The 20,498-nt window shown below is 38.4% G+C and carries 21 protein-coding genes; 17 read left to right on the top strand and 4 right to left on the bottom strand.

The window, feature by feature from the left end; all coding sequences use genetic code 11:
- The first annotated feature begins 36 nt into the window (after window positions 1-36).
- The 3 genes from MHH70_RS10765 (at window position 37) to MHH70_RS10755 (ending at window position 1,337) form a co-directional block, all read left to right on the top strand.
- A complete protein-coding gene (locus MHH70_RS10765; protein ID WP_342471483.1) occupies window positions 37-588 on the top strand; it encodes a sigma-70 family RNA polymerase sigma factor in 552 nt (183 codons plus the stop codon).
- The gene (locus tag MHH70_RS10760) at window positions 589-816 is read left to right on the top strand and encodes a hypothetical protein (RefSeq protein ID WP_342471482.1); all 228 of its coding nucleotides are present in this window, start codon (window positions 589-591) and stop codon (window positions 814-816) included.
- Window positions 817-947: 131 nt separating this feature from the next.
- Window positions 948-1,337 (top strand): hypothetical protein, encoded by a 390-nt coding sequence (locus MHH70_RS10755; RefSeq protein WP_342471481.1) that lies wholly within the window; start codon window positions 948-950, stop codon window positions 1,335-1,337.
- 20 nt (window positions 1,338-1,357) lie between these two features.
- On the opposite strand, the gene MHH70_RS10750 is transcribed toward MHH70_RS10755, so the two are convergent.
- The 3 genes from MHH70_RS10750 to MHH70_RS10740 all read right to left on the bottom strand — a co-directional run bounded on the left by MHH70_RS10750 (window position 1,358) and on the right by MHH70_RS10740 (window position 3,478).
- Window positions 1,358-1,729, bottom strand: coding sequence for a hypothetical protein (locus MHH70_RS10750; RefSeq protein ID WP_342471480.1), 372 nt, complete (start codon window positions 1,727-1,729; stop codon window positions 1,358-1,360).
- A gap of 754 nt (window positions 1,730-2,483) precedes the next feature.
- Complete coding sequence (locus tag MHH70_RS10745; RefSeq protein WP_066165558.1) at window positions 2,484-3,119, bottom strand: pentapeptide repeat-containing protein; 636 nt, start codon at window positions 3,117-3,119, stop codon at window positions 2,484-2,486.
- Window positions 3,120-3,259: 140 nt separating this feature from the next.
- The gene (locus tag MHH70_RS10740) at window positions 3,260-3,478 is read right to left on the bottom strand and encodes an EAL domain-containing protein (protein WP_342471479.1); all 219 of its coding nucleotides are present in this window, start codon (window positions 3,476-3,478) and stop codon (window positions 3,260-3,262) included.
- A gap of 395 nt (window positions 3,479-3,873) precedes the next feature.
- Here MHH70_RS10740 and yabP point away from each other — a divergent pair, with 395 nt between their 5' ends.
- From yabP to MHH70_RS10710, 6 genes are all read left to right on the top strand, one after another.
- On the top strand, window positions 3,874-4,170 hold the full coding sequence (yabP, locus tag MHH70_RS10735; RefSeq protein ID WP_066165552.1) for a sporulation protein YabP: 297 nt from the start codon (window positions 3,874-3,876) through the stop codon (window positions 4,168-4,170).
- On the top strand, window positions 4,167-4,625 hold the full coding sequence (gene yabQ, locus MHH70_RS10730) for a spore cortex biosynthesis protein YabQ (RefSeq protein ID WP_342471478.1): 459 nt from the start codon (window positions 4,167-4,169) through the stop codon (window positions 4,623-4,625). The genes yabP and yabQ overlap by 4 nt, the downstream gene beginning before the upstream one ends.
- A gap of 50 nt (window positions 4,626-4,675) precedes the next feature.
- A complete protein-coding gene (locus MHH70_RS10725) occupies window positions 4,676-5,104 on the top strand; it encodes a septum formation initiator family protein (RefSeq protein ID WP_107943706.1) in 429 nt (142 codons plus the stop codon).
- Between the two features lie 195 nt (window positions 5,105-5,299).
- Entirely contained in the window at window positions 5,300-5,725 is a 426-nt protein-coding gene (locus MHH70_RS10720) for a S1 domain-containing RNA-binding protein (protein WP_066165543.1), read from the top strand.
- A 268-nt stretch (window positions 5,726-5,993) separates the two neighbouring features.
- Window positions 5,994-6,458, top strand: coding sequence for a transposase family protein (locus tag MHH70_RS10715; RefSeq protein WP_342471477.1), 465 nt, complete (start codon window positions 5,994-5,996; stop codon window positions 6,456-6,458).
- Window positions 6,454-7,521 carry a transposase gene (locus tag MHH70_RS10710; protein WP_342473196.1) on the top strand — a complete coding sequence of 356 codons (1,068 nt, stop codon included), beginning with the start codon at window positions 6,454-6,456 and terminating at the stop codon, window positions 7,519-7,521. The genes MHH70_RS10715 and MHH70_RS10710 overlap by 5 nt, the downstream gene beginning before the upstream one ends.
- 222 nt (window positions 7,522-7,743) lie before the next feature.
- On the opposite strand, the gene MHH70_RS10705 is transcribed toward MHH70_RS10710, so the two are convergent.
- Window positions 7,744-7,929, bottom strand: coding sequence for a sodium:potassium antiporter (locus tag MHH70_RS10705; RefSeq protein ID WP_066165540.1), 186 nt, complete (start codon window positions 7,927-7,929; stop codon window positions 7,744-7,746).
- A 392-nt stretch (window positions 7,930-8,321) separates the two neighbouring features.
- Here MHH70_RS10705 and MHH70_RS10700 point away from each other — a divergent pair, with 392 nt between their 5' ends.
- The 8 genes from MHH70_RS10700 to MHH70_RS10665 all read left to right on the top strand — a co-directional run bounded on the left by MHH70_RS10700 (window position 8,322) and on the right by MHH70_RS10665 (window position 20,186).
- A complete protein-coding gene (locus tag MHH70_RS10700; RefSeq protein ID WP_066165537.1) occupies window positions 8,322-10,691 on the top strand; it encodes a SpoIIE family protein phosphatase in 2,370 nt (789 codons plus the stop codon).
- 23 nt (window positions 10,692-10,714) lie between these two features.
- Window positions 10,715-12,100, top strand: a complete 1,386-nt coding sequence (gene tilS / locus MHH70_RS10695; RefSeq protein ID WP_342471476.1) for a tRNA lysidine(34) synthetase TilS — start codon at window positions 10,715-10,717, stop codon at window positions 12,098-12,100.
- A gap of 30 nt (window positions 12,101-12,130) precedes the next feature.
- On the top strand, window positions 12,131-12,673 hold the full coding sequence (hpt, locus tag MHH70_RS10690; RefSeq protein WP_066165531.1) for a hypoxanthine phosphoribosyltransferase: 543 nt from the start codon (window positions 12,131-12,133) through the stop codon (window positions 12,671-12,673).
- A gap of 136 nt (window positions 12,674-12,809) precedes the next feature.
- Window positions 12,810-14,879, top strand: a complete 2,070-nt coding sequence (ftsH, locus tag MHH70_RS10685; RefSeq protein WP_107943709.1) for an ATP-dependent zinc metalloprotease FtsH — start codon at window positions 12,810-12,812, stop codon at window positions 14,877-14,879.
- A gap of 220 nt (window positions 14,880-15,099) precedes the next feature.
- Entirely contained in the window at window positions 15,100-15,867 is a 768-nt protein-coding gene (locus tag MHH70_RS10680; protein WP_066165525.1) for a type III pantothenate kinase, read from the top strand.
- Between the two features lie 18 nt (window positions 15,868-15,885).
- On the top strand, window positions 15,886-16,770 hold the full coding sequence (gene hslO / locus MHH70_RS10675) for an Hsp33 family molecular chaperone HslO (protein ID WP_342471475.1): 885 nt from the start codon (window positions 15,886-15,888) through the stop codon (window positions 16,768-16,770).
- Complete coding sequence (locus MHH70_RS10670) at window positions 16,754-17,710, top strand: peptidyl-prolyl cis-trans isomerase (protein ID WP_342473194.1); 957 nt, start codon at window positions 16,754-16,756, stop codon at window positions 17,708-17,710. Before hslO ends, MHH70_RS10670 begins: the two co-directional genes overlap by 17 nt.
- Window positions 17,711-18,455: 745 nt before the next feature.
- A complete protein-coding gene (locus tag MHH70_RS10665; RefSeq protein ID WP_342471474.1) occupies window positions 18,456-20,186 on the top strand; it encodes an ABC transporter substrate-binding protein in 1,731 nt (576 codons plus the stop codon).
- Window positions 20,187-20,498 lie beyond the last annotated feature (312 nt).

Below are 20,498 nucleotides of genomic sequence, written 5' to 3'. Positions count from 1 at the left end.
CATATATTCCTATTTTACGTATTGGAGTTGATTTTTTTGATTCAAAATCGCCTATTACACACTTTTTTAACAGATAAGAAGATTAATAATTTATATCTCGATTACATGGGGAATCCTTCTCCAGACAAAAAAGAAGAAATTGAAAAACTATTTCAAACTCATGTATACAAAGTCCAATTACTCACGTATTTCTCAAAAATATTACACTTTGAATCTCAAAGATTTGACAAAAAAATTCGTCATCTTCATACAACTCAACCACTAATTTTAGATAAAAACATGGACGATGGAGAAACAACACTTCTCGACTTGATTGGAGAAACACAAACTTCTTATGAATACAGGTCACTCGGTTCAACACTCACCGACCCAAACAATCTTACCTCTCTTTTCGAGGACAAGTTACTTCATGATATTATTTCGAAATTAAGTGCTAAACAGAAAGAAATTCTTTATTTACTTTATATTGAGGGAATACCTGAAATTGAAATTGCTCATAAATTAGCCATTACAAAACAAGCAGTTAACAAAACAAAAAACCAGACCTTAAAGAAAATCAGAAAAAATTATCAACAAGGAGAGAGCTAATTGCCCCATTTAAAAACAAAAAATGCCCCATTCCAACAAGAAATTTTAGATATGTTACAACCTAAAATTCATGCCGTATTACGTCAAACCCATCCACAAGAACGGGAGGACCTAAAACAAGAAATTCACTTAATGATTATTCACACCATCCAAACAAAAAAATTCAAAAAAGCACCTTCATTTTTTGGACTAGTAGAAATAGAAAAATTAAATCAAAACCAATCTTAAAAACACCTATAAAAATATTTTTCATTAAGGTTGTCAAAACAATGATTTATCTCCCTTTAGATTATAGAAAGCAATCATCCTAGGTAATTTAATTGCTTTTCAATAACAAAAAGAAAAAGGAGAGATTGATAATGGGATGGACAAAAATTAGTTCAACAGTAGAACACATTACTTTGGAGGATTTCCGACAACAACAAGCACAATCTGCAGGCTTTAATTATCAGTCATTCACGATTATGGTTGCAGGTCTAGGAGTAGCAGCTGTGTCATCTTTACTTGCGAGATATATCGGACCTACACTTGCTCAAAGATTAACACATGCAGGGTTTGGTTTATCTATAGCGTCGGCATTAGATACTTATCTAAAGTCACCAAATCAAGCTAGTCTAGAAGCTGCTGTACGCGACGCAGACCTAAATAAGAAAAAGTATATGCGTATTCATTCGGAAATGTGGTACTATGAAAGTGCTAATGGTAACTCTTCCACTTGGGATTGTCGAACGACATATACAGCTTATTAGTAAAAAAAGCAAAAGACTTTTTAGTCTTTTGCTTTTTTATACATTAATAAAAATATTTTCGTTGTAAAAACTAGTATTAGAAAAATAGAAAAAAATATGAATATTAACTCTTCTTTCAATACGGAAAATACCAAAATTGGTATAGATAGTATTAATTGTAAAATATTAATTGAAATATTCACTCTTTTGGGAATGTTACCAAAAATCTCTAAACCACCATTGATAAGCAGAAGCAGATAGACAATTATAGTGCCATATATCAATGTTTTCATATGGGTAGGTAAGTGAGGCATTTGCAAACTCACAAAAATAAATATAATAAATGTGAGCCAAACCATAGCATAATTATAAATTGGAGAATAAGAAATTGAAGGTTTATTTTTTTTATCCATTCAATCGTTCCTTTCTAAATTTAACGTAATCCGCTAGAAATCGCCTACTTTAAGCACAGCTAAGTGGGGTGCAGTTCACTTTAGCTTTTATATAAGCTTATCAAATTCTAATAAAAAATTCTCGTTTTTTTCACTTCAAGTGCCAACTTTAAATTAATAGTTCAATTCTGTATAAATTTTTTCAACTGCAGGAACAGACTTCCAATTACACTTATCATAAATTGTAAGAACCAATTTATGTATTTTTCATTATCGTAGCCAAGGCAAGCATAATTTTTCCATTCAATTTCTGATGACTGTGCTTCCCAAACTAAATGACTCAGAAACTGCAAACGGCTTCCATCTGCTTTTTTGTCAAACCATCCCCATTCATTTTCGGGAAGTGTCAGAGAAACTTCTTTCTTAACTCCACCTGATGGACAATCAACAGGATTTTCTCAGGTAAAAATTTCTGCCTAACAATTTTGCTAATACACTTTCGGTTCGTCATTTTGCACTTGCCAATTCTAAAAAGCAACAACGGAGTATACTTTTTCTTCAACGTCTGAATTTTCGTCATCTACTCGAATCCAATGGATACGAAAACGTGAACTACTGATTCCTTATACACATTATCGAAAAGAGCAAACATCGTTAGAAACCGTGTTTACCATACTTTTAAAAGAGGCGCTCGCTATTTATATGTTTTGTGAAAGATAATCGCTACTGTCCAAAATGCCGGCTATGCATGGCTTTTTGGACAGTCTCCTCGATATTAGTCTACAACGATAACGCCCATTAATGAAGCTAGCTGAATTGCCTGAGAAGAGGATACTTTGCAGCCATTTAAGCTATTAATCGAAATGGTTAGTGTTTCAAAGGTAGACGAGCTAATATCGATGCCTTTTAATGAAGTTTGCTCGAAATTGGCGTCATTCAAATTGCAGCAATTGTATTCAATTCCTTTAAATTTGCATTCGTAAAAATCGCTATTTGTTAAGAGTGTTTTGTTGAATATCACTTTTTCAAGCTTTGCGCTGTCAAATGTTACTAAGTGTAAAATGCAATTGTCGAAACGTACATTGCCTAAAGAAGATGTAGGAAACTGGCTTCCTAACAGTTTGCAATTGATAAATTCCACGCGATGAATCGAGGATTTGCTAAAGTTTACATTGGACAAATCACAATTTTCAAAGCGAACATCGGTTAATTGGATATGGCTGAAATTTGTATAATTAAAGTGACTATTTTTCAGAATGGCTTTGTCGATACGAACCCTCTCTATTGCCTCATTCGTAAATGTAGAGTCAATAATTTCACACATTTCTAGCTCTGGATATTCCTCATACAAAATATCAGAGAAGTTTCTCGCAGTTAATTGTGCTGGGATTTTAGGTAAAGTAATTTTCATTAAAGGCTTCCTCCAATTGGTAAGTGAAGTTTACAAGCTGTTGTTGTTTTTTCAAAAAGCTTGTTAATTTCATTTGCTGGGAAAGGTTTGCTAAAATAAAATTTTTGTATACTATCACAGTCAAATTGTTTTAATATATTTCATTCTTCTTGCGCTTCAACACCTTCTGCCACGACCTGTAAATCAATTGTTTTTCCTGGTCGAGCGATTGTTTGGACGATAGCTGCACTGTTTTGATTGATGCTTATATTGCGTATAAACTGACGGTCAATTTTAATTTGGTGGACAGGGAGGTTTTGCAAGTAGGCAAATGATGAATATCCTGTTCCGAGGTCATCGATTGAGATAGAAAAGCCCATAGCTCTACCATTCGGTTTTTAGTAGCATCACGGTCTTCAATTGCTACATTTTCAGTAATTTCTAGTATTAAGCTTTGTGGGGCGATACCGGCTGTTTTAGTGCAATTCAATAAAAAATCGGGTAAAGTCGTACTCAAAAAATGAATGGGTGATAAATTAATCGATACCGTTAAATGCGCTTTGCCTTCAATCTGCCATTTTTTTAATTGAAAAATCAATTGAGCAATCCATATACTAAACCTCTCTCCTATCACGCAAGTTTTTTTATTAATTATAGCATTTTCCTTTTTTTATTTAGCAATAAGTTAGTTATATTATTTTCTTCTTATAATTTTAGTCATGCCTTTCCCATATGCTGCATAAAGTGTGACAGAAGCAAAAAGGAGGGGATGGACATGACATTGCATCAAGAAAGTAATCGTTATACAATTCCGTCGGGTGAGCATTTAGTGACAATTCGCAACCGCAAGCGAATGGACATGACATCAATTAAAGCAATTGAGCGTTTTGATCAGGAGGAATTTTTCATTCACACATCTCAAGGACATTTGCTAATTCGAGGTGAGGAGCTACGCATTGTGCATTTAGATGTGGACAAGGGGCTACTTACATTAGAGGGCAATGTGAAGCTCATGCAGTACGATGAGGAAGACGGTGCGGCAAAGGGCTTTATTCATAAATTGTTCGGATGACGATTTCAGCACAGCTAATGAGTGCTGTCATCATGTTGGCAAGTGGACTATTTGTCGGCTGTGTTATTGACAGTACTCGAGCCGTATTGGGAGGGCTATCTGGGCGACAATGGATTCGTCAGTGCGCTGTAGTGCTAGAGCTTATGGTATGGGTTGCTCTCGGATTTTGTACATTTTACTTTTTATATGTGACAAAGGGAGGGCAGTGGCGCGCGGTTGATCCACTATTTCAGCTAGTTGGTATTTTTGCGTATGATAAATTATTCAGACGCTTTTTCCGATTTGTCGGTCGTGTATTTGTATTGCTCTTTATTCGTCCAATTTATTGGATTATTTATATTATCGGGCGCTTTTTCCTAATGTGTTGGCATGTGTGTAGGTCGATAGTCTTATTCATACTTACACCTTTCACGAAACTGTACAAAGTAACAATTGGAAACCGCTTTAAAAAATAGTTTTTACAAAGTATAATAGCTGTATTATTCAAAATCGTGAGGTGAACAAAATGGCAAGGCGAGATTACCAAGAACCATCACCTAACAGAGTAAGAGCGTTAGATAATGATTATGTTCGTTCTAGTGAAATTCAGGCGAGCAATAAACCTTCAAAGCAGCAGATTGTTCGCCGACGTCGCAGGCTGGTAGCTTTCTTTGTTATAGCAAGTGTAGTCATTTTTGGACTAGCTAGCATGCTAATGAAGCAGTATGAGCGCCTTGATGCGAAGGAGCAGAAAAAGGCAGAGGTTTTAGTGGAGCTAGAGCAAATACAAGAAGTGCAGGATATGTTAAAGCTGCAAATTGCAAAGCTTGAGGATGATGAATATATTGCGAAGTTGGCACGTAAAGAATATTTTATGTCTGAGGAAGGCGAGATTATTTTTACAATTCCCAAAAAGAAACAATCGAATGAACAACAAGAAGATGATGACGAGTAAGGGTGAGGGCGAATCCGTGAAAAGTGTTGGGTCGCCCTCCTTGCTGTGAAACGAATCAGATTTAGCGCAGTGTTGTTGACACGATTATCCTGTTCGTTATAATAGAATAGAAACTGTTATTAATGATAAAAGTTTCAGTATACTTAGTACATGACTTATGAAGTCGCTTAATTTTTAAGGAGGAGCATTTTTTTTATGTCAATTGAAGTAGGCAGCAAATTACAAGGTAAGGTAACAGGCATCACAAATTTTGGAGCATTCGTTGAGCTGCCAGATGGCAAAACGGGTTTAGTACACATTAGTGAAGTGGCAGACAACTATGTGAAAGACATCAACGAACTTCTAAAAGTAGGGGATGAAGTTGAAGTCAAAGTGATGAATGTTGAAGCTGACGGTAAGATCGGTCTTTCAATCCGCAAAGCGAAGCCTCAACCAGAGCGACCAGAACGTCCTCAACGTCCACGTCGTGATAATCGATCAAATGAGCGAAATGATCGTCAACCGAAAGAGACTTTCGAGCAAAAAATGGCACGTTTCTTAAAAGATAGCGATGAGCGTCTTGCAACATTAAAGCGTGCAACAGAATCAAAACGCGGTGGCCGTGGAGCTAGACGAAGTTAGTTTACTGGCTATTTCAGGCGTAGAAAAGATGTAATATAAGGGCGTCCGAAAAGTGTGCAATGCACTGCTTTTCGGGCGTTTTGTTTGTATTTTATGAAAATGAATTCTTATAAATAAAAGTAGGTAGCCATTTTAGCATCTTTCAGGAAGATTTTCTGCGACAGGGCTGTTCGAAAAGGTGGCTCCATTTTACGGTTCTTACGCAAAATTGGTGATGGATTGCTCAAAGTGCTATTCGGGTATAGTAACTTAAAAGGACGTGGCTTTCATGTATGAAATGATTACTCCATTTGGAGCGAATTTTGAGTTAGTACACCAAGAAGCATCGGATATTGAAATGCGATTTTTTCTAATTAGTCGTACAAAATCGGCTATTTGTCCAAAGTGCCAACAAGTAAGCACACGTAGACATAGTCGCACAAAACGCCAAATTAAAGATTTACCCATTGTTCAAAAAGAGGTCATTTATCATATTCAATTAACAAAATGGTTTTGCGAAACAAGTTCATGCACTTCCAAAATTTTCACTGAACAGTTAACAGAATGTCCAGCGTATCAACGTTTTACGATACGAGCAATGGACTTTTTGCGACAGTTGGCATTTAAAATGAATTGTGTACAGGCTTCGAATTTAAGTCGTAATTTGAAATTGCCTGTCAGTCACGATACACTTCTTCGTCTCATCTATAAAACACCAACACCTCAAATGACATCTCCCTTTCCTTGCGATTGATGATTTTGCCTTTCGTAAAGGAATTCATTATGGGACGATTATTTGTGATTTACGCACAAATAAACCTATTTGTCTACTGAAGGGGCGAGATATGAATACGGTGACCAATTGGTTACAAGCACAGCCACCTATTCATCTTGTGGCAAGAGATGGCTCACGTAGTTATCAAGCCGCCATTAGCAATACTTCATCTTCTATCTTGCAAATCAGTGACCGTTTTCATCTTGTTCAAAATCTCTATAAAGTTATGAAAGAAATGATACAGCGATTATTACCATCCCATTGGGAAAAGCCAGACTCCTCCAATAATCGATTATCTATCCCTATCACTAGTTTAAATGAAAAAGAAGAAGCAAAATGGCAATTAATCCAGGTGATTCAAAAAGAAAAGCAATTAGGTTTATCCATGAGGGGTCTTGCAAAAAAATATAAGATAAGTCGTAATACCGTTAAAAAATACTTAGAAACAAATCAGCCACTCACTTATAGCCCAAGAATAAAGCGGTCAATTAATACTACAGAATTTCAAACATCCATTGTAGAAGGACTTGAAAAGAAACAATCGATTACAGCGATTTTTCAACAACTTCAACAACAAGGATTTACTGGCAGCTACACCGCTGTTCGAAATGCCATAAACCAAATGAAACGTACGCCTGTTCAAACACAACTGTTCAGTAGACGACGGATTATCTCATTATTTTGGCGTAATCACGCTCACTTAACAGTGAAGGAACAACAACAGCTTCATCAAACATTGACGATTTATCCAGTAACGCAAGAAATATATGCGTTTGTTCAATTATTTCGCGAAGCGTATCAAACCTTAGATTTTCCTTATTTTCTTCGTCTTAAAGCGAAGTTTCAATCAAGCAAATTAAAAGAAATAACACGATATCTTTCCATGATACGTGAAGATTTAGAAGCCATTAAAGCTGCTTTTTTCTATACGTATAATACAAGCATTGTGGAAGGCCAAATTAATCGATTGAAAATGATCAAACGGCTCATGTATGGAAGAGCCAGTTTAGAGTTGTTAGAAAAGAGAGTGCTACTAAGTTGATATTGTTATTTTAAGATAATTTTAGGGATTGCAAATACATGGTTAATGCTTTTTTCACTAACTATGCGTAAGAACCCATTTTACGATGCAATGAAAATTTCAATTACTTTTATTCGGAGGGAAATCCGCTAAACGTAGTGTTGCTCCCGATTTCGAGGAACCCTCTATAAGTGCGCTCTTTGAAGAAGCACTGCCGAGGGCATTTTAAGCGCCTCTCCCCATTTATTTTTTCTCTTGCTTTATTAGCATGCGAATGAGCGAAATGAAGCAAAAAATTCCAGAAATAAGACCGACACTAATCATAAGTGTTTGCACGATGAGGGGTAATTTTGTTAAGAGTACACCACCTACAATGAGTAGCATACTAAAAGAGCAGAGCAATGTTAGGTATGTAAATTGTTGGGTCATGATTTATAATCTCCTATCTATTTCGATATATCTAGTATAATCAATAACTTACTTTTTTTCATATGGTGCTTTGTCCCGCATTAACGGGCAGTAAGGCTTAAGTGAAAATACGCTAAAGGATAAGTGAGAGATGAACTCCCCGTAAAAGCCCGATTGATTCAACTAACAATCAATGGGGATGAGGAAAACCTCCACTGATTGAGGTATCACCTTATTGGACATATCCATCCTTTTTATGACAAAGAAGTAAATCAGATATTCACCAATCCACTCATTTTTCCCACTATTTGCTAACAATTCGTCGAAACATTTTTTCTAGTTGCCTATATGAACAGACAAATTTTACGCTTTAATTTTTATATAATGGCAAAAAAGCTAGAGGAGATGACTATATGACACGAGTGGAAATGCTAGAAACACCTTCTATGTGGCAGGGGATGAAGGGGTATGCAAAAAATAAAAAAACTATCTATAGTTTGCAAGCTACCTTTTTCATTATTGCTTATTTTTTAGCACAAGCAGTATTTTTTGATGCGACACTACCTTTTTTATTGCCATTTTGGGCAATTGTGCGACTGCGCTATGACAATATGCGGACAGCTGTTATTATTGGTGGCTTGTTAGGTTCCTTATCGTTTGGATTAGGACAGGCAGTGATTTTATGTTTGCAGCTCATCGTCTTTGAACTGTTATGTCGCTTCAAATATTATAAGATGCCAGCTTCTTTGGCGATTGGCTTATCCATTTTACTTATCCAATTGCCATGGCAAAGCGTGTCATATGGGGGAGTGCCGCCATTTTTAGTGCTCTTATACGTCGGCTATGAGGTAGTATTAGCTGTGTTAATGACATTATTTATTCAGCTTTTCTTCGTGCGTCCACACCAATTTTGGCAGACAAATTGGTCGTATGAGCGCATTGGGGCTGGTTTTGTCATTGCGGCCGCCTTGCTTGGCGGGATGCAGTCTGTTGTTATCTATTCTTTGTCTTTAACGATTTTTATGCTACATCTCATTATTTGCATTGCAGCTAGAGTGGCAGGTGTCCAAGTAGCAACGATGACCGCTACGATTTTAGGAACGTTGCTAGGTGTTGCAAGCCTATCCTTTACGGGAATGCTTGCTTTGTATGCAGTGACAGGTGTTGTTGCGGGAAGCTGTAAGCAACTAGGACGGCTAGGTGTTGCACTAGGTAGCATAATACCTAGTGCGCTATTCTTTTTTTATGATGCGACATTACCGCTCGATCTCGTCTATTTCTTCTCAATTGTCGTAGCAGCAACTTTATTTTTGCTACTTCCACAATCATTATTTACAACATTGCATGATTTGTTTTACCCAGAGCGAGATGAGGTGCTATTAAAAAGACAGACGTGGATGACAGAGCATGCGACAGAAAATTTAATGCAATTTCAGCATTTTGTTGATTTTATGAAGGAGCTTGTATTCGATCGGTTTACTGCGGATTATGTGGAAAAGAAAAAAATTGAGCCATTGGCTACATGTATGAGCTGCTTTCGCTATGATCGCTGCTGGGCTGATGCAGAAATGAGTCAGACGATTGAGGGCTGGTGTGTGGCGAAAGCGGCTTCGAAGCCAGCGGAGGTTGTGCGTACAGAGGAGCAGGTGAAACAAAAATGTGTGAAGTCAACTAAATTGTTAGAGGAGCTGGAATTGCAGCTCTATCAGGAGCAAATGAATGGGCAATTTTATCATGGAAAAAAAATGATTGCATTGCAGTTGCGTGATTTGAGTCGCCATCTGCAGCGACTTATGCAGGAAATTAAAGAAGAAGCACTATCCTTTCAGTCTGTGGAGGAGGAGCTAATGACTGCGTTCAAGCAAGCTTATGTGCCTTGCTTTCAAATAGATGTGTTACAAAGTAAACCAGGCGAGCGTATCGTCGTGTGCTCACTGACACCGAAAAACAGTAATCAATATGATATGCTACAGCTTTGTGAGCGGCTTATTGTGCCGATTTTTTATGATGCTTGGCAGGAGCCTCTTTACGTAGAGCATTATGAAATGAGGCAAGAACCATTCCGTCATATGCAGGTGCGTTTTCGTTCAGCTGTCCGTTATGAATTAGCGCATGATAGCTATAGTCAAGCGAAGGAGCTAGTAAATGGCTCAGGAGATTCGCATGCTATTTTTCCGATACATGCTGGGCTGACAGCGGTTATGCTTTCAGATGGAATGGGACAAAATAAAGAAGCGCAGCGTGAGAGTAGAAAGCTGATTCGCATGATGCGTGAATGTTTATTGTATAATATGAATCCAGAAACAGCGATGCATACGTTACACTATGTTATGTCGTTAAAGCGTGAGATAGACATGTATGCAACGATTGATTTTGCGCTAATTGATTTACAAGGTGGCACACTTTGGTCATGGAAGGCTGGTAGCATGTCGACATATATAATTCGTGGTCAAACGGTTATGAAAATTGATGGGACAAGTGCACCTGTAGGCTTTATGCCACAGTTTTCTGTAGAAACACAAAAAATGAAGCTGAGAGCAGATGATGTTATTTTTATGGTGTCGGACGGTTTATTTTCAAGCGAATTGAATTGGGACGAGCAGGAGTCTTATTTTTTGGAGTTGATAAAGCAAAGAATTGCCGAAAAAATGCCGATTGATGTGTTATTGTATGATGTAATGGCGCATTATAAAGGGCGTTATGATATTGAGGATGATTGTACATTGATTGGTCTGACATTGCAGCATATTATTCCACAATGGGCAACTGTAAAGGCGAATTAGTATAGAAGAACGGAGGTGAGAAGGTGGATTCATTCGAAATAAAGGTGATGCATAATATTCGAAAGCAGCAATTAGTAGTAGCAGGAGACCGTCTTCTCATCGCTTGCTCTGGTGGCGTTGACTCGATGGGCTTACTGTATTTTTTCCGAGCAATGTGTGCGCAGCTAGAAATAGAAATTGTCGTAGCGCATGTTGACCATATGCTAAGGGCGGAAGCCTCGGCAGCAGACCGAGAATTTGTTGAGGCGTTTTGTGTAGAAGAAAATATTAGGGTACATAGTACGGCGATTCCAATAGCCGATATTCTTGAAAAGAAAGGTGGCAATTTGCAGACGACTTGTCGCAGTGAGCGTTATCGTTTTTTAGCGCAAATTATGCGGCAGGAAAAGTGCACGAAGCTTGTTACAGCACATCATGCAGACGATCAGCTCGAGACGATGCTGATGGCTCTCGCAAAAGGCGCGACGATTAACGGCTTACAAGGAATGATGGCAAGTCGTTCATTTGCAGATGGTGAGCTTATTCGTCCCTTTTTAGCAGTAACGAAGGCAGAAATTTCTAGTTATTTGCAAAGTCAGAATGGAGTATATCGTGAGGATGCAAGTAACGCGAAGGATGATTATACAAGAAATCGCTTCCGTCAGCGTATTATTCCTTTATTAGTTGAGGAGAATAATCATATAGCCGCACATGCTGTTCAATTAGCTAGCCAGCTACAGCAGGATGATGCATACTTAATGGAGTTAGCAAAAGGAGCATATGCACGAGTAGTTAAGGAAAATACGGCAGAAATTTATACGATTGATGTTCATGCTTTTCAAAGAGAATCACCTGCTTTACAAAGAAGGCTCATTTTAATACTATTAAACTATATTTATAACGATTCAAGTACACTTTTTAGTCAATCATTATTATCATCTATCTACGCCTTATTTGAAACTACAAGTGGTAGTGCGACAATCCATTTACCGAAACATTACATGATGCAACGCGCATATGATACTGTGACTGTTTATCCACATAAAGTATTCGAGGTGCGTGAAGCGAAAGCATTAGCGTTAAATAAATGGCTCGATTATGGGCATATCTGGCTATTTGTAGGGACTTATACAGGGCAGCACGATGGCGAATGCTACTATTTTCAGTCAAAAGCAGTAAACTTCCCATTACATATTCGTACAAGACGAGAGGGCGACCGTATACAGCTTGCTAATATGATGCAAGGAAAACGGTTATCAAGGTTATTTATTGACTGTAAAATCCCTTTAGCGAAACGCGATAGCTGGCCGTTGTTAGTCGATGCAGAGGATGAGGTATTAGCTGTACTCGGTGTGCGTGTAAATAACAAATTTTCCAAGCAGCGACGCGGGGAGGATGATTGTGTTCTCATCGTGCGTAGCGCTCGTTAAAATTTGCAACAATTTGAGGGGGAATCACATATGATTCAAAACGATATTGAAAAAATTATGATTTCGGAGGAGCAGATTCAAGAACGCATTCGAGAGTTAGGCGCACAGCTAACAGCTGAATACGACCATAAATTCCCGCTTGCTGTCGGTGTTTTAAAAGGTGCAATGCCTTTTATGACAGACTTAATGAAGCGTTTCGACTCTTATGTTGAAGTGGACTTTATGGATGTATCGAGCTACGGCAATGCCACTGTTTCTTCTGGCGAGGTAAAAATTTTAAAGGACTTAAACACAAGTGTGGAAGGTCGCGATGTTATTATTATCGAGGATATTATCGATAGTGGCTTAACACTTAGCTACCTTGTCGAGCTATTTAAGTATCGCAAAGCTAAATCAATTAAGATTGTAACGCTATTAGATAAACCTTCAGGGCGCAAGGTGGATTTAAAAGCAGATATCGTAGGCTTTGAAGTTCCAGATGGTTTTGTAGTAGGATATGGATTAGATTACGCAGAAAAATATCGTAACTTACCGTACATTGGCATTTTGAAAAGAGAAGTGTATTCATTCTAAAATCAGAACATATGTAACGATTTTGACATAAATCGACTTTCACATATATTCTTTAGGGCTTTTCATTGTATCAAAAAATGAACGTATGTTAAGATTTTATCTATAGTTTTTCTGTTATGTTGTGAGGAGGCTGGGGATGAATCGAATATTTCGATATACCATATTTTATTTATTAATTTTTCTCGTAATAGTCGGGATTTTTGGCACTGTCAATGGCAGCAACTCTGCTGTTGAGGAGCTAGATTACAAAAAGTTTTTTGCGGAGCTGGAGTCTGGTAATGTTGATTCAGTGATGATACAGCCAGCAAAGGGCGTACTCTCAGTTGTTGGGGAATATAAAAAAGCTAACGATGATGAGGCAAGCAAAAAATTCACGCTGAATATTTTACAAAATGATGAGCAGGCAAAGGAGCGCATTTTTAATCTTGAAGAGGACTACGGTATCAAGGTTGAGCATGCGCCAGAAACAAGTGGATGGGTAAGCTTCTTTACAGGTATTATTCCATTCATCATCATTATCATTTTATTCTTCTTCTTGTTGAGTCAATCACAAGGTGGCGGTAATAAAGTGATGAACTTCGGTAAATCAAAGGCTAAGCTATATGATCAAGATAAGAAAAAGGTTCGCTTCAACGATGTAGCTGGTGCCGATGAAGAAAAGGCAGAGCTTGTCGAAGTAGTAGACTTTTTAAAGGATCATCGTAAATTTACTGAAATTGGCGCGCGTATTCCGAAGGGGATTTTACTTGTGGGTCCTCCGGGTACGGGTAAAACTTTACTTGCACGTGCAGTTGCTGGTGAGGCTGGCGTCCCATTCTTCTCGATTTCAGGTTCTGATTTCGTAGAAATGTTTGTTGGTGTTGGGGCATCGCGTGTACGTGATTTATTTGAAAATGCGAAGAAAAATGCGCCATGTATCATTTTCATTGACGAGATTGATGCAGTAGGTCGTCAACGTGGTGCGGGTCTTGGCGGTGGTCACGATGAGCGTGAGCAAACGTTGAACCAACTATTGGTAGAAATGGACGGCTTCGGAGCGAATGAAGGAATTATCATTATTGCTGCAACGAACCGACCAGATATTTTAGATAAGGCGTTATTACGTCCAGGTCGTTTTGACCGTCAAATTACAGTAGGGCATCCTGATGTAAAAGGGCGTGAGGCGATTTTAAAAGTGCATGCACGCAATAAGCCACTAGCGGATAGTGTGGATTTAGGAGCGGTAGCACAACGCACGCCAGGTTTCTCAGGTGCAGACCTTGAAAATCTGCTAAACGAAGCAGCACTTGTAGCAGCTCGTAAAAGCAAAAAATCAATTAATATGGCAGATATTGACGAAGCGTCTGACCGTGTTATTGCGGGTCCAGCGAAAGCAAGTCGCGTTTACTCGGCAAAAGAGAAAAAGCTTGTTGCATTCCATGAAGCTGGGCACGTAGTTGTAGGTTTGGAGCTTGATGAAGCAGATACAGTGCATAAAGTAACGATTGTTCCTCGCGGGCAAGCAGGCGGTTATGCCATTATGTTACCGAAGGAAGAGCGTTTCTTCACGACACGTCAAGAGCTGCTTGACCGCATCGCTGGTTTACTAGGCGGGCGTGTTGCAGAGGAAATCGTACTTGGCGAAGTGTCAACAGGCGCACATAACGACTTCCAAAAAGTAACGAGCATCGCACGTGCAATGGTAACTGAGTACGGAATGAGCGACAATCTTGGAGCAGTTCAATACGGTTCAAGCCAAGGGGGCAATGTTTTCCTAGGGCGTGATTTCAACTCGGACCAAAATTACTCTGATAAAATTGCTTATGAAATTGACAAAGAAATTCAAAATATTGTTGATGCTCAGTATGAGCGTACAAAACGCATTTTAACAGAAAAGCGTGAGCTATTAGATTTGATTGCTAACACATTAATGGAAAAAGAAACATTAAATGCACAGGAAATCGAGCATTTACGTGACTTTGGTAAATTGCCAGAAGTAGTTGAAGAGATTGTAAATGAAGTGCCTTCTGAAGTAGTAACAGAAGCACAGCCGACAATCGAAAAAGCTGGTTCTGCAACGGTTAATGAAGAGGTTGTAAGTGAGCAAACACCACCAACAACAGAAGATTTACCTGGGGAACATAAGCCTTTAGGTAAGCTATCTAACGAACAACCACACAAGCCTCTAGGCAAAACTGTACAATCAGACGAAGAACACAAGCAATAAAATGGAGGCTGATGGGAAACTTACTTTCCCATCAGCCTTTTATAGTTAGCTAATGTTCACATAAGTTGAGGAAAGCACAGATAATTCAGAGTAAAGTGCAGATAACTTGAGAAAAACGCAAATAATATGAAAATAATGCTGGTCAAAATAGCATAAGTTTTTGCTTTCGTATGGTATGATTTTATGTAAAAGTGAAAATGAGCTGGTAGGTGTCGTATAGATGATTTTAGTAATGGATGCGGGCAATACGAATATTATTTTTGGCATATATAATAATCATCAGCTTCTGCATAATTGGCGTATTGTAACGGAGCGCAGTAAGACGGAAGATGAATATGCGATGCAGTTGAAAGCCTTTTTTTCTCATGAGGGCATTTCATTTGAACAAATTGAAGGAATTATTATATCCTCAGTTGTGCCACCAATTATGTTTGCTTTGCAGCGGATGTGTGAAAAATATTTTCGCATTAAGCCGCTGATTGTTGGACCGGGCGTTAAAACAGGATTAAATATTAAATATGAAAATCCCCGTGAGGTTGGAGCGGACCGCATTGTCAACGCCGTAGCGGCCTTAGTGGAGTATGGCATAGGTCGCCCAATAATTATTGTTGATTTTGGGACTGCTAATACCTATTGCTATTTAAACGAAAAAGGTGACTATATGGGTGGGGCGATTGCGCCGGGAATTGCGATTTCGACAGAGGCGCTGTATACGCGCGCTTCTAAGCTACCGCGCATTGAAATTGCACGACCTTCACAAATCGTTGGCAAAAATACGGTTGCCGCAATGCAGGCAGGAATTGTTTATGGCTTTATTGGTCAAGTGGAGGGCATTGTCAGCCGTATGAAGCAGCAGAGTGTTAAAGAGCCGTTAGTGATTGCAACCGGGGGCTTTGCCGAACTAATTGCAAATGAGACGCAATTGATTGATATTGTAGACCCATTTTTAACATTAAAGGGGCTTTATATTTTATATCAACGAAATTAAAAGGAAAGAGGATTTAACATGAATGATTATTTAGTAAGAGCAATAGGCTTTAATGGACAGGTGCGTGCCTTTGCGGTTCGCACGACAGAAACAATTGGAGAAGCACAGCGTCGTCATAGCACATGGCCAACAGCTTCGGCGGCACTTGGACGTTCGATGACAGCAGCAGTTATGATGGGAGCTATGCTGAAGGGCGATGACAAGCTAACGGTAAAAATTGAGGGAGATGGACCAATCGGACCCATCATTATCGATTCGGATGCGAATGGTAATGTGCGTGGCTATGTCACAAATGGACAAGTACATTTTGATTTAAACGAGCAAGGAAAATTAGATGTGCGTCGCGCTGTTGGTACAGAAGGGGCATTGACGATTGTAAAGGATTTAGGTTTACGTGATATGTTCTCAGGTCAAACGCCAATTGTATCTGGTGAAATCGCAGAGGACTTTACTTACTATTTTGCGACAAGTGAGCAGGTGCCCTCATCTGTAGGACTTGGAGTACTTGTCAATCCAGATAATACAATTTTAGCTGCGGGCGGCTTTATTTTGCAATTAATGCCGGGTTGTGAGGAAGAAACAATTGATGCGATTGAAGCGCAGTTGGCGTCAATTGAGCCTGTATCAAAAATGATTGAAAAAGGCTATACACCGGAGCAGATTTTAGAGACAGTGCTAGGGGAAAAGGGCGATATTTCAATTTTAAGTGAGGCGCCTGTACAATTTAAGTGTCAATGTTCAAAAGAGCGTTTTGGTGCGGCAATTATCGGTTTAGGTGCGAAGGAAATTCAAGAGATGATTGCTGAAGATGGAAAAGCGGAAGCACAATGTCATTTTTGCTTAGAAACATATAATTTTAGCCAAGATGAATTGGAAGGCTTCATTGATGAAATCAACGCGTAATATTCGCACAACACCAACACCACCAATAAAAACGCCACTTTCACAACGTCGATTAAAAACAAAACCGGCACTAATGATACTAGCGATTTTACTAGCAGGAAATTTGTTTTGGTTTATTATGTGGCTCTTGCCATCGAAAGATAAATCGAATAACGATGAGGTCGTTGCAACGATTGATGGAGATAATATCACACGTCAGCAATGGCTTGCTAAAATGGAAAGTATGTATGGAAAAGAAACACTACAAGGCTTAGTCAATGAAGCTGTTATGGAAAAGGCAGCGAAGCAGCATAAAATTAGCGTATCGGATGAGGAAGTTGATTTAGAGCTAGCATTAATGCACTCAACTCAGGATATTACAGACAGAACATTCCAAAGTCTTTCTGATAAGGAGCTGCGTCAAAAAGTCCGAACGCAATTGATTTTAGAAAAGGTATTAGCGAAGGACATTATTATTACAGAAGAAGCAGTTGAAGCCTTTTATCAGGATAATCAATCGCTCTACAATATACCGACATCGTATAGGACGAGCATGATTGTAGCAGATTCTAAAGAAAATATAGATAGTGTGTTGCAGGAGTTACAAAATGGCTCTGAATTTTCTGTGCTAGCAAGAGAGCGCTCAATTGATACCCCATCAGCTAGCTTAGGTGGCGATATAGGCTTTATTACCGAGCAGCAGGCGAATATTGATGCCGCTATATTGAAAGCTGTCGCCAAGCTAGAAAAAGGGACAACGAGTGAGGCGATTGTTTTAAGTGATGGTCGCTATGCTGTTTTGCATGTAAGCGAAGTTAAAGAGGGGCAATCCTTTACATTTGAAGATGTGGCAGCGCATATTAAGCGTGTGTTAGCTGTGGAGCAATTATCGGCTAGCATAACGCCAGAAATCTTCTGGACAGACTATGATGTAAATTGGTTTTATGGGGAAGCGAAATAGCAGCTATAGCGTATTGAAAAAGTGAGGGGAGTGTCTGAAAAGTCGCCCCATCACTTTTTCTTTTTACTCTACAGAAAGGGAGGTGTTTTCCAAAATAAACTGTAATTATAGCGAGTTAATTAAATGAATTTTCTGTATCTGTTACTTTTATATTCTTTAATAAGGGTTTAACGAAAGATGAATATTTTGAATGAGTTGATTCAAAAAATAGAAATGGCGATGCGATGTTGAGCCATTTTAATACAACGATAGAACCAGTTTATATTAATACAGATACAGTATTTATATTAGTAGATAATTGGTGGCGCGGAAAAGACAGCCGAGATTACGGTTCAATTTCAATAAAACAACTGAATGGAAAAGTTTTGGGTTATGAGAATTAAAGGTGGCGTCCCAAAAAACATGCGTGGTGCTGCTTTTTAGGCGTTTAGGTTATGTTTTATTATTTTTAAATAATTTCAAAGGGGTGGAAACAGTGCTTTAAAAATCGAGCTGAAACGTAATTTATTTTCTAAAAACAAACAAATATTTGTCTTTTTTGTGTCAAATCTATTTTAAAAAGCATATTATTGAAGAAAATTAGAATTCCTATTGATTTTATAAGAATTGACGAATATAATAACTTTATTGAAAATTGATTCGCGAATTTCAATGGAAAATAATATACATAGAAATTACTAAATTTTTTTGTGTAAAACCAAGTAAATTTATATGTTAAATAAAATTAGAAGGAAGGTAAAGTTTAATGAGTTTGAAAAAATTTATTAATGTAGTAGGAATTATTGGTTTAAGCGCATTCCTTGTAGCTTGTAGTGGAAATGATTCGGCTACTGAAACGAATAAGCAAGATGTTTCGGCGGAGCAATCGGAAGGCGGACAAAAAATAGTTGTTGAAGATGCGGTTATTCCAGCAGAAAACCCAGCAGCTTCACCAGAAACGGCAATTAAACGTGGGGATACAGTTGTAGTTGGTTTGCAAGAGCCTGGCGGTGTATTTACGCCATATTTTAATACAAGTGGCTATGATGGAAACGTACAGTCTGTTATGTTTGAGCCTTTAGTAGATATTAATGCAAAAGGTGAAACGGTAGCAGGCTTAGCAGAGGACTGGGTTATTTCAGAAGACGGCTTAGTATACACATTTACTTTGCGTGATGGGTTAAAATTTGATGACGGTACACCTTTAACAGCGGAAGATATCGAATTTACATTAACTTTATTACATGACCCAGCGTATGCAGGTAACACAGATATTACAGAAGCAAGCATCGTTGGCGGGTTAGACTACAAAAATGGTGATGCGACAAGTATTTCGGGTATTACGGTAATTGATGAGCGCACAATTGAGATTACGACAGATAAAGTAAGTGCTCGTACTTTACGTTTACTAGGCGGTGCAGTGCTGAAAAAGGATTACTATGGCAATGGCTATGTGAAAGGTAATTTAGATTATTTAGCCGCATTACATCAAAAGCCAATTGGGGCGGGTCCATACCGATTTGTTGCTTACTTACCGGGGCAAGAAATTCGTTATGAGGCGAACGAGCATTATTATGGTGGTGCACCAAAAGCAAAAGGCTTTATTTATAAAACAACTGTTGGGGATGCACAGCAATTCTTCCAAACAGGTGAGTTAGATTATAGTGCATTAGCGGCAAACCAAGATAATTTTGAGTTTTTACAAGCATTAGGCTTCGCAGATATTAATATTTATACATCTTCAGCTTATGGCTATATGGTATTTAACCATGAAAAAGAGGTGTTTAAAGACCCGAAAGTGCGCCAAGCATTTTCATTGGGACTAGACCGTCAAACAATCATTAGCACATACTATCAAGGTTTTGCACAAGTAGCAAACGTACCTGTATCTCCGACATCATGGGCATATACTGCTGATGTAGGTTCGACTGATTATAATCCAGAAAAAGCGAAAACTTTATTAGAAGAGGCAGGTTGGACTGTCGGGTCAGATGGTATTCGTGAAAAAGATGGTAAAAAGCTTACAGTATATTACTTTACGACAGCAGGTGGCTTAGGCGATACGTTAATTCCAATTGCGAAGGAAAACTATAAAGAAATCGGCATCGATTTACAGGTGGAGCAAATGGATTTTAATGCGTTGTTAGCACGTGTAGATAAAGGTGACCATGATTTAGCTTCTTTCACAACAACAATGTTACCTGACCCGTATAACGGTGTTGAAGGCTTCCATTCGAAAAGCAATAACTCAACATTTAAAGGCTATGGTGATGAAGAGATTGACGCATTAATCGAGGCGACAATTGGAACGAATGATATTGCAGAACGTACAGCTGCATTCCATGAATTATACGAGGCATTAGAGGAAAATCCACCAGTGATTTATATGGCTTATACAAAGGTATTAAGTGGTGCTAATGCACGTATTGAAGGTTTCGAGCCAAATGGCTACCGCGGTATTGCAAGTAGCTTGCGCAATTTACAATTAGCGGAGTAATTAATTAACTTAATTCAGCATTCGTTGGGGCTGTCCAAAAAGCTGTGCATAGTCGGCATTTTGGACAGTAGCGATGATGTTTCACAAAATGATGATTCATATAAACAGAGAGCGCCTCTTTTAAAGATGTGATAAACATTGGCTTTAGTAGTGTTACCTTTCAGAAAAGTGGAGCGATGTAAACTTTTATTTCAATGGAATGTCAAAACAAAATGGACTTTTAGATAATCCCGACGAATGTGGGAAATTCAATTCAACCAGGGGTAGTTCCATACTTCCTGTTGCAAAGAGGAACCCAGTCTAAGACTATTG

Origin of the sequence: Metasolibacillus sp. FSL H7-0170 (assembly GCF_038593115.1) — a bacterium.
Lineage (GTDB): Bacteria > Bacillota > Bacilli > Bacillales_A > Planococcaceae > Metasolibacillus > Metasolibacillus fluoroglycofenilyticus.
The sequence above is the reverse complement of the archived record's forward strand: the minus strand, read 5'-3'. Positions and strand labels throughout refer to the sequence as shown.

Coding starts and splice junctions, on each gene's coding strand:
- yabP (WP_066165552.1), top strand. CDS start 3,874: ATGACATTGCATCAAGAAAGTAATCGTTATACAATTCCGTCGGGTGAG.
- MHH70_RS10700 (WP_066165537.1), top strand. CDS start 8,322: ATGACACGAGTGGAAATGCTAGAAACACCTTCTATGTGGCAGGGGATG.
- hslO (WP_342471475.1), top strand. CDS start 15,886: ATGAATGATTATTTAGTAAGAGCAATAGGCTTTAATGGACAGGTGCGT.
- yabQ (WP_342471478.1), top strand. CDS start 4,167: ATGACGATTTCAGCACAGCTAATGAGTGCTGTCATCATGTTGGCAAGT.
- MHH70_RS10715 (WP_342471477.1), top strand. CDS start 5,994: ATGTATGAAATGATTACTCCATTTGGAGCGAATTTTGAGTTAGTACAC.
- MHH70_RS10670 (WP_342473194.1), top strand. CDS start 16,754: ATGAAATCAACGCGTAATATTCGCACAACACCAACACCACCAATAAAA.
- MHH70_RS10745 (WP_066165558.1), bottom strand. CDS start 3,119: ATGAAAATTACTTTACCTAAAATCCCAGCACAATTAACTGCGAGAAAC.
- MHH70_RS10665 (WP_342471474.1), top strand. CDS start 18,456: ATGAGTTTGAAAAAATTTATTAATGTAGTAGGAATTATTGGTTTAAGC.
- hpt (WP_066165531.1), top strand. CDS start 12,131: ATGATTCAAAACGATATTGAAAAAATTATGATTTCGGAGGAGCAGATT.
- MHH70_RS10755 (WP_342471481.1), top strand. CDS start 948: ATGGGATGGACAAAAATTAGTTCAACAGTAGAACACATTACTTTGGAG.
- MHH70_RS10720 (WP_066165543.1), top strand. CDS start 5,300: ATGTCAATTGAAGTAGGCAGCAAATTACAAGGTAAGGTAACAGGCATC.
- MHH70_RS10705 (WP_066165540.1), bottom strand. CDS start 7,929: ATGACCCAACAATTTACATACCTAACATTGCTCTGCTCTTTTAGTATG.
- MHH70_RS10750 (WP_342471480.1), bottom strand. CDS start 1,729: ATGGATAAAAAAAATAAACCTTCAATTTCTTATTCTCCAATTTATAAT.
- MHH70_RS10725 (WP_107943706.1), top strand. CDS start 4,676: ATGGCAAGGCGAGATTACCAAGAACCATCACCTAACAGAGTAAGAGCG.
- ftsH (WP_107943709.1), top strand. CDS start 12,810: ATGAATCGAATATTTCGATATACCATATTTTATTTATTAATTTTTCTC.
- MHH70_RS10740 (WP_342471479.1), bottom strand. CDS start 3,478: ATGGGCTTTTCTATCTCAATCGATGACCTCGGAACAGGATATTCATCA.
- MHH70_RS10680 (WP_066165525.1), top strand. CDS start 15,100: ATGATTTTAGTAATGGATGCGGGCAATACGAATATTATTTTTGGCATA.